The sequence below is a fragment of the Paenibacillus xylaniclasticus genome (assembly GCF_004001065.1).
GTDB classification, from domain to species: domain Bacteria; phylum Bacillota; class Bacilli; order Paenibacillales; family Paenibacillaceae; genus Paenibacillus_T; species Paenibacillus_T xylaniclasticus.
Genome location: NZ_BIML01000017.1, coordinates 1 through 16,060 on the forward strand (window position 1 = coordinate 1; position 16,060 = coordinate 16,060).

The 16,060-nt window shown below is 51.1% G+C and carries 15 protein-coding genes and 1 other RNA gene; 1 reads left to right on the forward strand and 15 read right to left on the reverse strand.

The features are described from left to right. Window positions 1–272 precede the first annotated feature (272 nt). The 14 genes from PXY01_RS15175 to rpoE form a co-directional block, all read right to left on the reverse strand. Complete coding sequence (locus tag PXY01_RS15175; protein ID WP_127570864.1) at window positions 273–536, reverse strand: pro-sigmaK processing inhibitor BofA family protein; 264 nt, start codon at window positions 534–536, stop codon at window positions 273–275. After that, window positions 533–826, reverse strand: coding sequence for a YaaL family protein (locus PXY01_RS15180; protein ID WP_164744447.1), 294 nt, complete (start codon window positions 824–826; stop codon window positions 533–535). Before PXY01_RS15180 ends, PXY01_RS15175 begins: the two co-directional genes overlap by 4 nt. 148 nt (window positions 827–974) lie before the next feature. Continuing rightward, window positions 975–1,574 carry a recombination mediator RecR gene (recR, locus tag PXY01_RS15185; protein ID WP_127570866.1) on the reverse strand — a complete coding sequence of 200 codons (600 nt, stop codon included), beginning with the start codon at window positions 1,572–1,574 and terminating at the stop codon, window positions 975–977. Between the two features lie 113 nt (window positions 1,575–1,687). Continuing rightward, on the reverse strand, window positions 1,688–1,999 hold the full coding sequence (locus tag PXY01_RS15190; protein ID WP_127570867.1) for a YbaB/EbfC family nucleoid-associated protein: 312 nt from the start codon (window positions 1,997–1,999) through the stop codon (window positions 1,688–1,690). A 40-nt stretch (window positions 2,000–2,039) separates the two neighbouring features. Then, window positions 2,040–3,833: a DNA polymerase III subunit gamma/tau gene (gene dnaX / locus PXY01_RS15195; RefSeq protein ID WP_127570868.1), complete on the reverse strand. Its 1,794-nt coding sequence runs from the start codon at window positions 3,831–3,833 to the stop codon at window positions 2,040–2,042. 175 nt (window positions 3,834–4,008) lie between these two features. Then, window positions 4,009–4,274, reverse strand: an RNA gene (gene ffs / locus PXY01_RS15200) — signal recognition particle sRNA large type. A gap of 80 nt (window positions 4,275–4,354) precedes the next feature. Continuing rightward, a complete protein-coding gene (locus PXY01_RS15205; protein WP_127570869.1) occupies window positions 4,355–4,798 on the reverse strand; it encodes a hypothetical protein in 444 nt (147 codons plus the stop codon). Between the two features lie 73 nt (window positions 4,799–4,871). Then, window positions 4,872–5,069 (reverse strand): 50S ribosomal protein L31, encoded by a 198-nt coding sequence (gene rpmE, locus PXY01_RS15210; RefSeq protein WP_127570870.1) that lies wholly within the window; start codon window positions 5,067–5,069, stop codon window positions 4,872–4,874. A gap of 146 nt (window positions 5,070–5,215) precedes the next feature. Beyond that, a complete protein-coding gene (locus tag PXY01_RS15215) occupies window positions 5,216–6,478 on the reverse strand; it encodes a radical SAM family protein (RefSeq protein WP_127570871.1) in 1,263 nt (420 codons plus the stop codon). Window positions 6,479–6,496: 18 nt separating this feature from the next. Beyond that, window positions 6,497–7,858, reverse strand: coding sequence for a transcription termination factor Rho (gene rho / locus PXY01_RS15220; RefSeq protein WP_127570872.1), 1,362 nt, complete (start codon window positions 7,856–7,858; stop codon window positions 6,497–6,499). A 114-nt stretch (window positions 7,859–7,972) separates the two neighbouring features. Then, window positions 7,973–9,235 carry a UDP-N-acetylglucosamine 1-carboxyvinyltransferase gene (gene murA / locus PXY01_RS15225; protein ID WP_127570873.1) on the reverse strand — a complete coding sequence of 421 codons (1,263 nt, stop codon included), beginning with the start codon at window positions 9,233–9,235 and terminating at the stop codon, window positions 7,973–7,975. A 206-nt stretch (window positions 9,236–9,441) separates the two neighbouring features. Continuing rightward, window positions 9,442–9,837 (reverse strand): response regulator, encoded by a 396-nt coding sequence (locus tag PXY01_RS15230; protein WP_127570874.1) that lies wholly within the window; start codon window positions 9,835–9,837, stop codon window positions 9,442–9,444. A 281-nt stretch (window positions 9,838–10,118) separates the two neighbouring features. Continuing rightward, window positions 10,119–11,723, reverse strand: a complete 1,605-nt coding sequence (gene pyrG, locus PXY01_RS15235) for a CTP synthase (RefSeq protein WP_127570875.1) — start codon at window positions 11,721–11,723, stop codon at window positions 10,119–10,121. A gap of 464 nt (window positions 11,724–12,187) precedes the next feature. Next, on the reverse strand, window positions 12,188–12,745 hold the full coding sequence (rpoE, locus tag PXY01_RS15240) for a DNA-directed RNA polymerase subunit delta (protein WP_127570876.1): 558 nt from the start codon (window positions 12,743–12,745) through the stop codon (window positions 12,188–12,190). 361 nt (window positions 12,746–13,106) lie between these two features. On the opposite strand from rpoE, the gene PXY01_RS15245 reads away from it, so the two are divergent. Beyond that, window positions 13,107–14,240 (forward strand): S8 family peptidase, encoded by a 1,134-nt coding sequence (locus PXY01_RS15245; RefSeq protein WP_127570877.1) that lies wholly within the window; start codon window positions 13,107–13,109, stop codon window positions 14,238–14,240. 130 nt (window positions 14,241–14,370) lie between these two features. On the opposite strand, the gene argS is transcribed toward PXY01_RS15245, so the two are convergent. Continuing rightward, complete coding sequence (argS, locus tag PXY01_RS15250; protein WP_127570878.1) at window positions 14,371–16,047, reverse strand: arginine--tRNA ligase; 1,677 nt, start codon at window positions 16,045–16,047, stop codon at window positions 14,371–14,373. Window positions 16,048–16,060: the final 13 nt, after the last annotated feature.

The window sequence follows — 16,060 nt, forward strand, 5'->3', positions numbered from 1 at the left end:
CATTATTTTTTCTTTCTCGTCGTCGTTGGCGTTGTGCTCAGCGGCGACTTTTATAATATATCACAGCCATCTATAGGTTTGCAAGCACTTTTTAAAAAAAACATTCAGCACTCCATTTACCCCTATATCGTTCGTATCTCGAAGCACTTTAATACATGCTCAGTGTACGACCTAAGCCGCTCACGACAGGACTGTTACAGCACATTCCACATCGCGCATCCACGGGGTATCTAGCCAATCTCAACTACAACCCAATCCCTTAATAAGTCCGCTCAAAACAAGGTATAGCGCAATCCTACAATTAGCGCGATACCCGGTATACCAAGCACCATAACTGTACCGATCGTAGCGAAATTCAGCGGCACTTCCCATCCGTCGATCAAGCCCGAGTAATTGATCGCATACAAACCAATCGCGGCCAATATTAGATGTAGCGCCAATCGCCGAATCCACTCAAGCGAGTAACGATTTCTTATCAGCACCAGAATTAAAGATATGGACGAGACAATTAGAACTGCTATCATAACGATCTTCACTGCAGATCCCCTCCGATCCATGCCGGCCACTGTACAGACGTTAAAGACTTCGCTTTTCGTATTAACATGGTATACCGCTGCTCAGCAGCCATTAGATGATAAATGGCATAATCGATCTCGTTGGGCTCGACAACGTATTCGAAGAAACGGCATGCCGCCTGCCAGTCTCGACGCGCCTCATCGATTTCTTTCTTAAGCTGCATCACATCATCGGAGACATGCCCAGTTTCTTTCCGTTCTTGATTCAGCCTCGACTTGACAACTTGTATCCACGATAATAGCCTCTTCACTGACGTTCGCCCCCCGCTCGTCCGATTCCTTATCACCACAATGTATGTGTGAGGATAAAGCAATAGACCATGAACGGGGCGCCTCCATTCCTTCATCGCATTACTGAGCACACAAAAAAAACCAGGCGTTTATACGCCCGGTTGTTCATTAGTTCAGTTCACGCCTGCCCTCAAGGGCTTTAGATAATGTCACCTCGTCTGCATACTCCAAATCCCCGCCGACCGGCAGACCGTGGGCGATGCGCGTAACACGTATGCCGAACGGCTTCACAAGCCGCGATAGATACATTGCCGTCGCTTCGCCCTCAATATTCGGGTTCGTCGCCATAATTAACTCCTGCACACGCTCATCACTAAGACGCCGCAGCAGCTCCGCGACCCGGATCTGGTCCGGCCCGATCCCCTCCATAGGAGAAATCGCGCCCTGCAGAACATGGTAATAGCCGTTATATTCCTTCGTCCGCTCCATGGCAACCAAATCCTTGGACTCTTGGACGACGCAAATGACAGCTTGATCGCGGCTTTTGTCCTGGCATATTCTGCACGGATCAACATCGGTAATGTTGCAGCAGACCGAGCAGTAATGCAAATTGCGTTTGACGCTGACGAGCGCCTTCGCGAAATCGATCACGTCATCCTCCTGCATCCGCAGTACATGGAATGCCAGTCTAGCTGCCGTCTTCGGCCCAATGCCTGGGAGACGAGTAAACGCATCGATCAATTTGGCTATCGGCTCGGGATAATACATGAACACGTTCTCCTCTCTGAACACGTCAAACGGCCTGCCGGTCGCAGGATGCGGGTCCGACAGGCCGCCTATCATGATGACGCTGTAAGCCTATAATGCTGTAAGCCTATAATTTAGAACAGGCCTGGAATTTTCATACCACCCGTATATTTGCCCATATCTTCATTCGCCATTTCCTCTGCTTTGGAGAGCGCATCATTAACCGCCGTCATGACGAGATCCTGAAGCATTTCGATATCGTCTGGATCGACAGCCTCTGGCTTGATGTTAATCGACAAAATTTGTTTATGGCCGCTTGCTTTAACGGTCACAACACCGCCGCCCGCAGAGCCTTCAACCGTTTTGTTGCCGAGCTCCTCTTGTGCTTTGAGCATTTGCTCCTGCATTTTCTTAACTTGACGCATCATATGCTGCATATTTGTCATCTTCATCACCCCATAAGAAATATAGATACCGCTATTCTACCTAATCGCGCTTCAGCTCGACAAGCTGATCTCCGAACATTTTGAATGCTTCCTCTACCCATTCCGGCCTTTCTGCAGGTTCATCGCCCTCAGGCTCGAGCTGCAAAGCCTCTGTAGCTGGACTACCTGCTCCGCTTTCGGATGCCGCCTGCCAGTCCTTCATCATGACAGTTGCCAGCTTGATCGGCCTGCCGAACACCTGGTTAAGCACATGCTCGATCAACTCTCGGTTCGCAGGCCTCTCTGTCGTCTCACGATGCATCATGCTTTTGAACGCGACAAGAACCGTCTCATCCGCTGCCGATACAGGCTCGCCATCGACGAGCCAAGCGTGCACCGTGATCTTCGTCTCCTTCACACGCTGCAGCAACTCGCCCCAACGCATTCGAATTTGAGTGATGGCTTGTCCATTCATCGCTGCGACGAAAGGCTCCAGCTTCGGCTTTCCGATTGTACCAAGTCCCGACCCGCCTGCAGAACCAAAAGCATTGCGCTTGCCGCCCCGACGATTCGCTCCACCTGTCGATTGGCTTCCTGACGACGAGCTAACTCCATCACCCATTCCCGCCGGAATGCCGTTGAGAAGCAGCTGCTCCAGCTTCTTCTCCAGCATTTCGACCTGACGCTGAAGCCGAATTACTTCACCGCCAGATGCCTCCTGCGAAGCAGAAGCAGAAGTACCACTAGAACGCTCGATCGCCTCTCCATGCTCACCCATCGTACAGAGCTTCATAAGCGCCACCTCGAACAACGTCTGCGGCTGCAGTGCATGCTTCATCTCCGTCTGATAACGATTAAGAACATCGATCATCCGGAACAGCCGCTCCGCGCTGAAGGCTTCCGCCATCTCGCGAAACCGACCCTCGTCAACGATTCGCTCCGCTTGTGCTCCGCTATTCGGAGCAAGCTTAAGCACAAGCAGATCGCGGAAGTAATAGATAAAATTCTCCATACACTTCTCCGCGCTCTTGCCTGCCTGCATCAACCCCTCAACCAACGGAAGGATAGCTCCGGCATTCCGATCTCGAACCGCCTCTGCCAGCTGCGCGAACTGCTCTGCAGCCAAGCCTCCGGTAACATCGATGGCCCCTTCCAGCGTAATCCTCTCTCCGCCGAAAGCCGCCGACTGCTCCAGCAGACTTATAGCGTCGCGCATACCGCCTTCGGACAGCCTCGCGATGTAAGACAGCGCTTCGTCTTCCGCTTGAATGCCTTCTTCCTGACAAATAAGCCGTAACCGTTCAGTCTGCTCCTCCAACGATACCTGCCGGAAATCAAACCGCTGACAACGGGATATAATGGTCGGCAATAGCTTATGAGGCTCCGTCGTTGCCAAGATGAATATGACATGCCCCGGCGGCTCCTCCAGCGTCTTCAACAGCGCATTGAAAGCTTCCGTCGTCAACATATGCACTTCATCAATTATATACACTTTATAGCGAACCTCGGACGGGGCATAACGAACTTTGTCGCGGATTTCGCGAATTTCGTCAATCCCTCGATTGGAAGCGGCATCAATCTCGACGACATCCATCACCGTACCCGCTGTAATGCCGACACATGCGTCGCATTCATTACAAGGCTCCGGCGCCGGTCCGCGTTCGCAGTTTATTGCTTTGGCCAGAATCTTGGCTGCGCTCGTCTTGCCTGTGCCGCGCGGTCCGTTGAATAGATAGGCATGAGAAACGCGGTTCTCTCGTATCGCGTTCTGCAGCGTCTGAATGATGTGCCGTTGTCCGACCATGTCACGGAACGTCTGGGGACGCCAAGCTCGGTATAAGGCTATGTGAGACATGCGGACCCGTCCTTTCTGCAATGACATTTCGATCCGATTATTCCATTATACACGAACCCTCGCAGCAACAAAACAAACATTATGCCGGCAAAAGCTGTGTAACAAAAAAATCCGGCTGCGTTAAGAACGATTCCATCATTCTTAACGCGCCGGACCTGCTCATGCTATGTGGGAACCGTGCACCTGCCCTCGATACATGTGATCCGGGCGGCATCCTTGCTCCCAACTCGAGCCAGGCACTCCCCCAACACATGGACGTGTCTGCTTACGGCTGCTTCCTTCCGGACCTGACCGGGTTCACAGATGCCCATTGCGAGGGACCCAACTGTCAACATTGTTCGCAAGTGCCAAACCCCGCATCACATAACCTCAAGCAGGAATTCAACCTCGCTATAGCGGATTGCGAGTTACAGGGCACCGCTACCTCCCCGTCTAGCACGGTAAAACTAAGTATAGACCATTCGGAACCAAAGCGCAACTGCTTAGAAAAAGTTACATAACGATTTTTCAGCAGCAAGCAGCTATGGTGCAATATTAACATTTACATCGTAACGCGGCATGTTATACCGAACCATGGCTTCTGCTTGATTCTTGATCCCTTTTCTCTCGATGGCACTCAATCCCGATACCGGGTAGATCGTGACCACCATCTTGGAGCCTTCCACTGCAATACGCGTATGGTCGACCCCCCTGATTGTACGCAGCTTCTGGTCGACGAAATCAGTATCATTCTTAATCGTCAAGCTATGCGGCGAGTTAGGCAATGACGGATTCGTATTCGTTAACCCCATATAACCGTCATGGCCGTAATGCTGAGCCTTCATCTTATGATCATATTTGCCGCTTCCTCCCCCGCAGCCCGCCGCAAGCAGTAACACAGCAGCAATGAGAAGCCCCGGAAGAAGCCGACCAGCAAGTCTGATACGCAAACGAGAGCGAAGCCGTTTATACATGCTGCGAAGCATAACAAAAAACCTCCCTTCCATCCATAGGATGGCTGAGGGAGGCTGTTGTATTCTGCCAATTTCAGACAGAATATTAGATACCGTATTTCTTTTTGAATCTGTCCACGCGGCCGCCTGCATCAACAAACTTCTGTTTGCCAGTGAAGAACGGGTGGCATACGGAGCAAATCTCGACACGAAGGTTCGGTTTGATCGAACCCGTCTCGAACGTGTTACCGCAAGCACACGTTGCCGTAGTTACGTGGTACGTCGGATGAATACCTTGTTTCATCGTCTGTTCACCTCTTTCCGCCCTGGATTGCATGCGAACCCAGAGTAAATTACACACAAGCATGATTATAGCATGGGCGATTCGCCGCGCGCAATGACATATATGCCCTGTTCATAAAAGCCTCGAATTGCAAATACAACCGTATATTAAGAACGGACACGGCGAAGCTCATGCGGCGGCACATGTGTATAAGAGCCGATAACGACGTCTGGCAGCTCTTCTCGATAAATTTCCAGCATTTGCTTCATACCATAAATTTCTCCCTGTGCCTTCGGGATGAGCTCCAGATAGCTTTCCGGGTCGATATTCAGATTGCGCATTTGAATCATTCTTAATCCCGTCCGCTTCGCGAAGCCGATCATCGCCTCGATCTCTTCCTCACGGTCGGTGACACCTGGGAAAATCAAATAGTTAATCGAGGTGTAAACCCCCTGCTTCGATGCATACGTAAGCGACTTCTCAACATTAGCAAGCGTGTATGCGCGCGGCTTATAATATGCATTATAGTGGTCATCCAGCGCACTAATCGTACTGACGCGCATTAAATCTAGACCAGCATCCACAATGCCCCGAATATGGTCGGATAGACCCGCATTCGTATTAATGTTGATGTAGCCCATCGAAGTACGGCGGCGCACCTCTTTGATCGCTTCGATAATGATTTTCGCTTGGGTGGACGGCTCACCCTCACAGCCTTGGCCGAAGCTGATTATCGCATCCGGCGTAACGAGCTGCTCCATCATCACCTGTACAACCTCTTCGACGGTCGGCCTGAAGTTCATACGTGTCTGCGGCGCCACGAAGCCGCTGTCGTCCGGCTGTTCAGAGATGCAGCCGTAGCACCCTGCATTGCAGGAATACGATACCGGAACGGCGCCTTCCCATCGCTGCAGAAACGTATTGGAGGAGGTGAGACATTCATAGCCGAGCGCACAGTTGGACAAATGCTTATACAACCGATTATCCGGATAGCGGCTTGTTAACTGCTCGACCCCTTTGGCTACAGCCCGGCGGTCGCAATTGAGCGGATTCCATCGTTCCGGATCATCCGTCGCTTCGGCCGCGACATAGAATTGTCCATCCTTCCATACGACCGCCGTGTAGCCGAACAATGGAAACTTTTCATTCTTATCAGTCTTCATATAAGATGGGATGTTCAATCGGGTATAGCCTTGCGGCAGCAGGGCTCCGACCGCCTGAACATCGCCAGGCAATACCGCCATTTGACCCGTCCTTGGATCAAGGCCAATCGGACGCGTATTCGGCAGCCCGACAAGCGTCGCGCCTTCTGGAAGCGGAATAAGCTCGTCCTCCATCAACTCCACGACCATATCGCCGCTGCGGCCAAGGCCAATCCAGCTTGGATGGTCAAACACTTGACCCTTGGCGTCTGCATAAACGAGATTCATGGTGTCCTCCTAATGGCTTTATTCGCGCGGTGCCGCACTTTGGCGGGCTGCAGGTCTGCGGCTCGCAGCGCTCGCGCTTACACTGCCGGTGCTGCTTGGGGTATTCGTGCCGCTGGCGGGAGCGCTCGAGAACGATGAGGTATCAAGAGACATAAGAAACTCTTCGTTCGTCTTCGAATCGGCAAGCTTCTTCAAGAAGCTGTCGACAAACTCCATCGAATCGTTCATGCTTTTGCGAATCGCCCACACCTTGTCGAGCTCTTCCTTCGTCAGCAGCATTTCCTCGCGACGGGTACCGGAACGACGAATGTCGAGAGCCGGAAATATTCGTCTTTCGGCCAAGCGGCGGTCCAAATGCAGCTCCATATTGCCTGTACCTTTAAATTCTTCATAAATAACGTCGTCCATTCTCGAGCCGGTATCTACGAGCGCTGTCGCCAGAATGGTCAGACTTCCGCCCTCCTCTACATTGCGGGCAGAACCGAAAAACCGTTTCGGACGATGGAATGCAGCCGGATCTATACCGCCGCTTAGCGTCCGTCCTGACGGCGGAATAACAAGGTTGTAAGCACGGGCAAGACGTGTAATGCTATCAAGCAAAATGACTACGTCCTTCTTGCTCTCCACGAGACGAAGCGCGCGCTCAAGAACAAGCTCCGCGACTTTAATATGATTCTCTGGCAGCTCGTCGAATGTAGAAGCAACAACTTCCCCTTTGACCGAACGCTGCATGTCCGTTACTTCCTCCGGTCTTTCGTCAATGAGCAGTACAAACAGCTCGATATCCGGATGGTTGTGCGATATACTGTTGGCAATCTCCTTAAGCAGCAGCGTCTTACCGGCCTTTGGAGGAGCTACGATCAAACCGCGCTGTCCAAGTCCAACCGGCGCAAGCAAATCCATAATTCGAGTTGATAGCTTGTTAGGGGCCATTTCCAAAACCAATTTCTTCTCAGGGAAAAGAGGAGTAAGGGCGGGAAAATGAAGACGTTCAGCAGCCGTTTCAGGGTTCTCTCCGTTAACCGCGTTAACTTGAAGCAGGCCATAATACCGCTCGTTTTCCTTAGGCGGACGGCATTTGCCGGATACAAGATCGCCAGAGCGAAGATCGAATCTGCGAATCTGGGACTGCGAAATATAAATATCCTCGTTGCTGCTGGAGTAATTGATCGGACGCAGAAATCCAAAACCATCAGGCAAAATATCTAGTATACCTTGCATGAAGAAAAATCCGCTCTTCTCCGCTTGAGCCCGCAATATTGCAAAAATCAGTTCCTTCTTCTTGAATTGACCATAATAAGGGATCTGGTACTGCTTCGCAAGCTTATACAGATCGGTCAACTTCATCTCTTCCAGATCTGCGATCTGAAGATCTGTCATAATCTCACCACACTATTAGATTTTGCTTACCAGCATTGCCGGAATTGACGAGCGCTATTCCGCTAAGCAGCAAAATAGCGCCGCAGTCCCGTAAAATCAAACTTTCGTTATTACTTAAGATACCGTCTCCCGCCAAATATCAGCGCCAAGCCGGCGTAAATTGTCTACTAGATTATCATAACCGCGGTCGATGTATTCCACTCCGCTCACTTCCGTAATGCCGTCTGAAACGGTTAGTCCCGCAATAACAAGAGCAGCGCCAGCCCGCAAGTCGGTCGCATGCACTTTAGCCGCGCTGAGCGGCCCACCCTCGATAATGGCCGAACGGCCCTCAACGCGAATGTTCGCACCCATCATCTGCAGCTCCGGGACGTGCTTAAACCGATTACCGTAAATATAGTCAGACAGCACGCTTATGCCGTTCGCCTGCGTGAGCAAGCTCGTCATCGGCGACTGCAGATCGGTGGCAAAGCCCGGATACACAAGTGCCTTCACATCGACGGCTTGATATGGGGCATCAGCGGAAGCAAAGATGCGGATAGCATCATCAAGCTCTTCTACCGAAGCACCCATCTCACGAAGCTTCGCCGTTACAGCCTCCATATGTTTCGGAATGACACCCCCCACGGTCACATCGCCGCGCGTCGCAGCCGCCATTATCATGTAAGTACCTGCTTGAATTCGGTCCGGAATAATGGAATGCCGACAGCCATGCAGCCGCTCTACCCCTTCAATCCGAATCGTCTCGGTTCCAGCGCCTTTTATTCTGGCCCCCATCGCATTAAGCAGCATTGCAACATCGATGATCTCAGGCTCTTTGGCCGCATTCTCAATAATGGTAGAGCCTTTGGCTCTAGATGCCGCAAGCATAATATTGATCGTTGCGCCTACGCTGACAAGATCCAAATAAATTTTCGCTCCGCGCAGCTCCTTCGCCGTAATGCGCATAGCCCCATGTTCGTTCGTAACAGTTGCTCCAAGCGCTTCGAAGCCTTTAATATGCTGATCAATCGGGCGCGGCTCGAAGTTACAGCCTCCGGGAAGGCCAATTACAGCCTCGCCAAACCGGCCCAGAAGCGCCCCCATCAAATAATAAGATGCGCGCAGCAGCTTTACTTTACCATTAGGCATCGCTACTGACTGCAAATTGGACGGATCAATACGAATCGTATCGTCTTCTCGTTCGACTACCGCCCCAAGATCCCGTAAAATTTCACTATATACAGCAACGTCGCTAATCGCGGGTAAGTTATCAAGCGTAACTTCCGATTCTGCCAAGATGGCAGCCGGAAGCAGTGCAACCGCACTATTCTTGGCTCCGCTAATTTGGACTTCACCATGAAGCGGACGCCCACCGCGTATCATCAACTTCTCCATGCTCTTAACCAATTCCTCCCCGTCAGAAGCGCAACTAACAAACAACCGCTTCAGCTGGTGTTCAAACAATGCTATAGATAACACAAATCTCTCCTAACGAATCAACATCTGCAGGAGAGACTATCGCATGACATACTGAATTATTATAGCACAATGCACCCGAACATAGTAAATTGGTTTATATTAACAACAAAGGACCTGAATGATCAGGTCCCGATTACATAATGACTATTCGATTGATCGCCTCTTAGCTCACTGTTAACTGCAAGCCGCATCTCATCGATATCGAACGGCTTCGTAAAATGCATCAGTGCACCAAGCTCAGTTGCTTCCTTAATAATATCAAGCTCACCATATGCCGTCATCATAATAACTTTGATACTAGCATCGAACGTCTTAATATGACGCAAAATCTCAAGTCCGTCCATTCCCGGTATCTTCATATCGAGAAGCACTAGATCTGGCCGCTCGCTGCACACAATCTCCAACGCCAGTTTGCCATTCGAGGCTTGGAAGGTTGTGTACCCTTCACTGCTGAACACTTCCATAAGCAGCACTCGAATTCCGTTTTGGTCATCGACAATAAGAACCTTTTTATCCACTCTTACTACCTCCCATATGCTACACTGCCGCTCTGTCGCAGTCGAACTTTTCGAATTCCGTAATTTTGTAACTATACTATTCGCAAGCGCTATCACATTTTCCTGCCACTTTTTCAAAAAAAGGAATTACATGCTTTGTCAGATCTCAGTAAAAGACCTGTAACAAAAAGCACTAGCAACATAAAATACCCTTTAATTCACTCCATTCAATCGCCGGAAAAACAAAAAAAATCCTGCCGCTGCATTCGACCAGAATGCAACGGCAGGATTGAAATGTTAATTTATTGCTTGGAATAGTTAAGCGCCGCACGAACGAAGCCGCGGAACAATGGCTGTGGACGGTTCGGACGAGACGTAAACTCCGGATGGAATTGCACGGCCAGGAACCATGGGTGGTTCGGAAGCTCGACCATCTCAACCAAGCGTCCGTCTGGCGACGTTCCGGAGAATACGAGACCAGCCGACGCTACCCGTTCGCGGTACTCATTGTTGAACTCGTACCGGTGACGATGACGCTCGTACACAAGCTCGTCGTCATACTCTCTCATGCCAACTGAGCCTGGCAACAGCTTGCATGGATACAAACCAAGACGCATCGTACCGCCCATATCCTCAATATCTTTCTGATCCGGCAGAAGGTCGATAACCGGATATGGCGTCGAAGGGTTAATTTCGGAGCTGTTCGCATCGTCCAGACCGCATACGTTGCGAGCATACTCAATAACCGCTACCTGCATGCCAAGGCAAATACCGAAGAACGGCACATCGTTCTCGCGGGCATAACGGATTGCTGCCACTTTGCCTTCGATACCACGATCACCGAAACCGCCCGGAACGAGAATACCATGAACGCCCTGCAGCAAATCAGCTGCATTACGATCCGTCACCTCTTCTGCATTAACCCAGCGGATATTAATGTCAGACTCAAGCGCAATGCCGGCATGTCCAAGCGCTTCAACGATCGACAAATACGCATCATGGAGCGCAACATATTTGCCGACGATGGCAATTTCGGTTTGCTTATGAAGTGATTTAACCCGCTTCACGAGCGCTTCCCACTCCGTCATGTCTGGAGGCGTCGTCGTCAGCTTCAGATGATTCACCACAATATCGTCGAGACCTTGCTCACGAAGCATAAGCGGCACTTCGTACAGCGTCGAAGCGTCACGGCATTCGACTACCGCATCAACATCCACATCGCAGAATTGAGCAATCTTGCGCTTCATGTCGTCCGGCAACTCTTGCTCCGTACGGCATACGATAACATTCGGCTGAATACCAATGCTGCGCAGCTCTTTCACGCTGTGCTGCGTTGGTTTTGTTTTCATCTCTCCAGCTGCTTTAATGTAAGGAATAAGCGTAACGTGAATGTACATGACATTATCGCGACCGATATCGCTCTTAATCTGGCGAATGGCCTCCATGAATGGCAGGCTCTCGATATCGCCTACCGTGCCACCGATTTCGGTGATGACGACGTCGGACCCTGCCTCTTTGCCCGCACGGAAAATCCGGTCCTTAATCTCGTTTGTGATGTGCGGGATAACTTGCACCGTACCGCCCAAATACTCGCCGCGTCGTTCCTTCGTAATAACGGTCGAGTAGATTTTACCCGTCGTCACGTTGCTGTTCTTAGACAAGTTAATATCGATAAAACGTTCATAATGGCCGAGGTCAAGATCTGTCTCAGCGCCATCATCCGTAACGAACACTTCGCCATGCTGATAAGGACTCATCGTGCCTGGGTCAACGTTAATATAAGGATCGAACTTTTGAATCGTTACTTTAAGACCGCGATTTTTGAGCAGCCTTCCCAGCGAAGCCGCCGTAATGCCCTTACCTAGAGAAGACACGACGCCGCCAGTTACAAAAATGTATTTAGTCACTGTACCAATACCCTCCAAGCTCCTATGTTAATGTTTAGGTTTGCCTAATTCTACGCGATTCAGCGGATCGCACCACAAGGAATTTCGTCCAATTTGTGGGGTTCATGCCACGTCCATATACGATAAAAAGGTTTTCGCCGTCCGGAACCGGACGGCGTCCTATGTCGGAGAACGATATATTGGCAAAATAAAAAAAGTGACACCCGTGTCCACGGGGCACTTTCGTTCTCGAATATACATACAAGTTATGACCAGAGCAAGGAAAATGAACGCTCTAACACGCTCTGTTCCCACCTGCATCAGAAGCCCATGCAATAGTTTACCTGCTGCATACGGGCCTGTCAAGTGACGAAACACGCCATTATTCGCCTTGATTCCCCTAACAAAGGTATACCACCTTGGCTGTTACAAGCGGCCTAGCTGACCCGTATGGGCAACTAAGGCCGCTCAATAATAGTATTCGTTTAATTATCGTCGTCGCTCTCATCCAGATCGCCGTCGAAGTCTTCTTCCTCGTCGGCAGCATCCAGATCTTCTTCTTCTTCGAGTTCTTCATCATCCAAAGCGACTTCCTCGTCGACGTCCGCCTCTTCCTCGCCGTCTTCGAATTCCTCATGATCCTCGTCGTAGCTGTCGTAATCGTCTTCTTCCGGCGTGTACGTTTCTTCTTCCTCGTCCGCGTACAGATCTTCATCCTCATCGTCATCGTCGTTAATGATACGAGGTCGCTTGGAGCTTGCTACCGGATCTTCGTTGCGCTCAACTGGATACCAACGTTTCAGTCCCCAGTTGTTGTTGCCAACGCACGCGAAACGTCCATCGATATTAATTTCCGTATATACTTGCGCAATGACATCATTGATGGTATCCGGATCCAATTCACGGATCTTAGCAATCTCCATCATCAAGTCCCGATAATACATCGGCGTGTTGACCGATTTCAGCACTTCGAATGCCAGATCCACCATCGGCATTTCTTGAATATGTTCGCGGTCCCATTTTGCGGCGAAATCGCTGCTCATACTGGCCCATCCTCCCGTACTACCTCAATATCGTAAAAATACCCGTTCACATACGAGTGTTACCGTATCAACCTATAGTAAAACCTATTTCCTTTAAAATTGCAAGCTTCGAAGCATGTCCCCACGCAAAAAGCGAAGGGCATATCCCTTCGCTCCGACTGTATCCTTCCGGACAGGATTGCTGACAATCCGCCTTCCGGGAAGGCAAGAGCCTTGCCGGCCCTCACATCATCCTATGTCCCGTTCCGCTTTTTGACACGGTTTCAAGCCCATTTATATTTAAAAAGGTCACTTGCTCATGCGCGTCCCTACGCTCGTTCATACAATACCTCAGCATCGTCGTCGGGAGGGGACCCGTAATTTGGACACCACCGCTTTTCTCCGTTGGCTGCAGGGTTTGATGGCCGAGAAAAACACAAGCCATAGAAAGAGAATCATCCGGTTCCAGAACAACCAAGACTTTCGCCGCTTTGTCCATGAGTGGTCAGCCATGAAGGCATCGGTCTCATCACTTCAGTCGGTCAGACAGATGGGGATTATACAGGCAATATCCTGTCCAATTCCCGACGACCACCCACACCGCCGATTTGACGGTCGAGTCTGGGTAGAGAACGATCAGCGTATCCAGATCCATACGACAGCTCAGCGCTCACTCTCGTTAGAGAAGGGCATCCCTTGGGGCGTAGCCCAAATCAAAGCGCCTCAGGCATGGAGCACTACAACCGGGCATAAAGTGAAAATCGGCGTCGTGGACACCGGCGTTGACTTCAGTCACCCCGATCTTCGCGGATCTTTAGCAAGGGGCATTAACTTGCTCAACCGCAGTATGCTGCCGCATGACGATAACGGACACGGAACGCATATCGCTGGCACCATTGCAGCGGCCAATCAACTGCAAGGGATGATCGGAGTCGCCCCCCGCTCTTCCATTCATCCGATCAAAGCGTTCGACCATAATGGCAGCGCCTATGTCTCCGATATTATACTCGCGATTGATTGGTGTGTGCGAAACCAAATGCATATTATTAATATGAGCTTCGGAATGAAAACGAGAAGCAAGGCGCTGCTTAGCGCCGTGACGAATGCAACGAATGCCGGCGTCGTCATCGTCGCCTCTTCGGGTAACGACGGCAAACGGCGGTCGATCGACTATCCGGCACGGTATCCGCAGACGATATCCGTCGGAGCGACGAACAGGCTGCGGCGAATCGCACCTTTCAGCAACCGCGGTATTTATATCGATATCTATGCGCCGGGCGATAAAATTACTTCTGCATGGCTCAAAGGCAAGTACCACGAGATGAGCGGAACTTCGATGGCCACCTCGCATGTAAGCGGAGCCGTTGCGCTGCTGTTAGCCAAGCAGCCGGATTTAACCCCTGGGGAAGTGAAAGCTATTCTAAGAAAATCAATGCAGCCGCTGCGTGGCAAACGTTCCCCCCGCCAGACGGGTGAGCTTGATGTTGCAAAGATGCTGCAAGTGTTAGATAGGTAGATGGTGGTTACGAATGGACAGGATAGATGCCATCCTTACAGCAAGGCCGTGAACCGGTTATTCCCTGCGAGGAAATGACCAGATCACGGCCTAGATTCATAAGTGGAGTTATCCGTGTCGTCCTGTCCGATTACATCCGCTCAGGAGCCGATACGCCGACCAGCCTCAGGACATTCGCGATCACGACGCGGGTTGCAGCGAGCAGTGCGAGCCGAGCTTGTGTCTGCTCCGCATCGTCCGTCATTACACGCTCTGCTCTATAGTAGCTGTGGAACTGCGAAGCCAGATCGTACACATAACGAATCAACCGGTGAGGCGCGTACTGCTCCGCCGCGTCGGACACTTCCTGCGGCAGCTCGCCAAGCTTGCGCAGCAGGTCGTATTCCTGTTCCGTCACGAGGTGAGACAGGTCGATATCCGCAAGCGGACGCATCGTTACCCCTTGCTCCTCTGCCTGACGGAAAATGCTGCAAATGCGGGCATGCGCATATTGAACATAGAATACCGGATTCTCGTTCGATGTCGAGACAGCCAGATCCATATCGAAATCGAGATGGGAATCCATACTGCGCATTGTGAAGAAATAGCGAATGGCGTCGACACCGACTTCATCCATCAAATCTTCCATCGTTACAGCTTTGCCTGTACGTTTCGACATTTTGACCTTCTCACCGTTCTGGAACAGGCTGACCATCTGCGCAATGAGAACGGTCAGCTTGTCCGGATCATTGCCGAGCGCCTGCATTGCCGCCTTCATGCGTGGGATATAGCCGTGATGATCGGCGCCCCAAATATTAATTAGACGGTCATAGCCACGGCCGTATTTGACCCGATGGTATGCAATGTCCGGCGTCAGGTACGTATAAGAGCCGTCATTTTTGACGAGTACGCGGTTTTTGTCATCGCCGAACTGCGTTGTATTCAGCCAGGTTGCGCCATCCTCTTCATAGACATGGCCGGTCGCACGCAGCGCCTCAAGCCCTTGCTCCACAAGTCCTTGCTCATATAGTGAAGTCTCGCTATACCATAGATCGAAGCTGACACGGAATCGAGCAAGGTCCCGCTTGATCTTGTCAAGCTCCCGCTCCAGGCCATATTGGCGGAAGAATGCGAATCGCTCGTCATCCGGCAGCGACAACAGGCGATCGCCTTCTTGGGCAGCAAGCTCCTGTGCAAAACCGACAATATCCGCTCCATGATAACCGTCTTCCGGCATTTCCGCGTCTTGGCCAATCGCCTGTTTGTACCGTGCTTCAATGGAATAGGCGAGATTCGCTACTTGATTGCCGGCGTCATTAATATAATACTCGCGAGTGACATCATAGCCGGCGAAGTCGAGTACGTTGCATAGCGCATCGCCCACTGCTGCGCCGCGTGCATGGCCCAAATGCAGGCTTCCCGTTGGGTTCGCGCTGACGAACTCAACCTCGACGCTTTTGCCTGTGCCGTCATTCACACGTCCATAGTTATCGCCAGCGTTCAGCACTTGGTTAACTACCGGATAGAGATAGCTCTTGTTAAGACGGAAGTTAATAAATCCGGGACCTGCAATTTCGGCCGATTCAATTGAAGCGGCTGCCTTATCTAGACCCGCAATGATCGCCTCTGCAATCTGGCGCGGATTGCGCTTTGCAAGCTTCGTTAGCTGCATCGCTGCGTTCGTCGCCAAGTCACCATGAGACTTATCCCGCGGAACCTCGAGCACGAGCTCAGGCAGCTCCTCTCGAGCAGCGATTCCTGCTGCAACGACCGCATCGGCAATAGCCGTTTTGATATTGGCATATAATTGTTCCAGTACATTTGTCATCAGGAAGAATCCT

Excerpts from the sequence above, each read along its gene's own strand:
- recR (WP_127570866.1), bottom strand. The coding sequence starts at position 1,574 with ATGTATTATCCCGAGCCGATAGCCAAATTGATCGATGCGTTTACTCGT.
- PXY01_RS15190 (WP_127570867.1), bottom strand. The coding sequence starts at position 1,999 with ATGACAAATATGCAGCATATGATGCGTCAAGTTAAGAAAATGCAGGAG.
- dnaX (WP_127570868.1), bottom strand. The coding sequence starts at position 3,833 with ATGTCTCACATAGCCTTATACCGAGCTTGGCGTCCCCAGACGTTCCGT.
- PXY01_RS15205 (WP_127570869.1), bottom strand. The coding sequence starts at position 4,798 with ATGCTTCGCAGCATGTATAAACGGCTTCGCTCTCGTTTGCGTATCAGA.
- rpmE (WP_127570870.1), bottom strand. The coding sequence starts at position 5,069 with ATGAAACAAGGTATTCATCCGACGTACCACGTAACTACGGCAACGTGT.
- PXY01_RS15215 (WP_127570871.1), bottom strand. The coding sequence starts at position 6,478 with ATGAATCTCGTTTATGCAGACGCCAAGGGTCAAGTGTTTGACCATCCA.
- rho (WP_127570872.1), bottom strand. The coding sequence starts at position 7,858 with ATGACAGATCTTCAGATCGCAGATCTGGAAGAGATGAAGTTGACCGAT.
- murA (WP_127570873.1), bottom strand. The coding sequence starts at position 9,235 with ATGGAGAAGTTGATGATACGCGGTGGGCGTCCGCTTCATGGTGAAGTC.
- rpoE (WP_127570876.1), bottom strand. The coding sequence starts at position 12,745 with ATGAGCAGCGATTTCGCCGCAAAATGGGACCGCGAACATATTCAAGAA.
- argS (WP_127570878.1), bottom strand. The coding sequence starts at position 16,047 with ATGACAAATGTACTGGAACAATTATATGCCAATATCAAAACGGCTATT.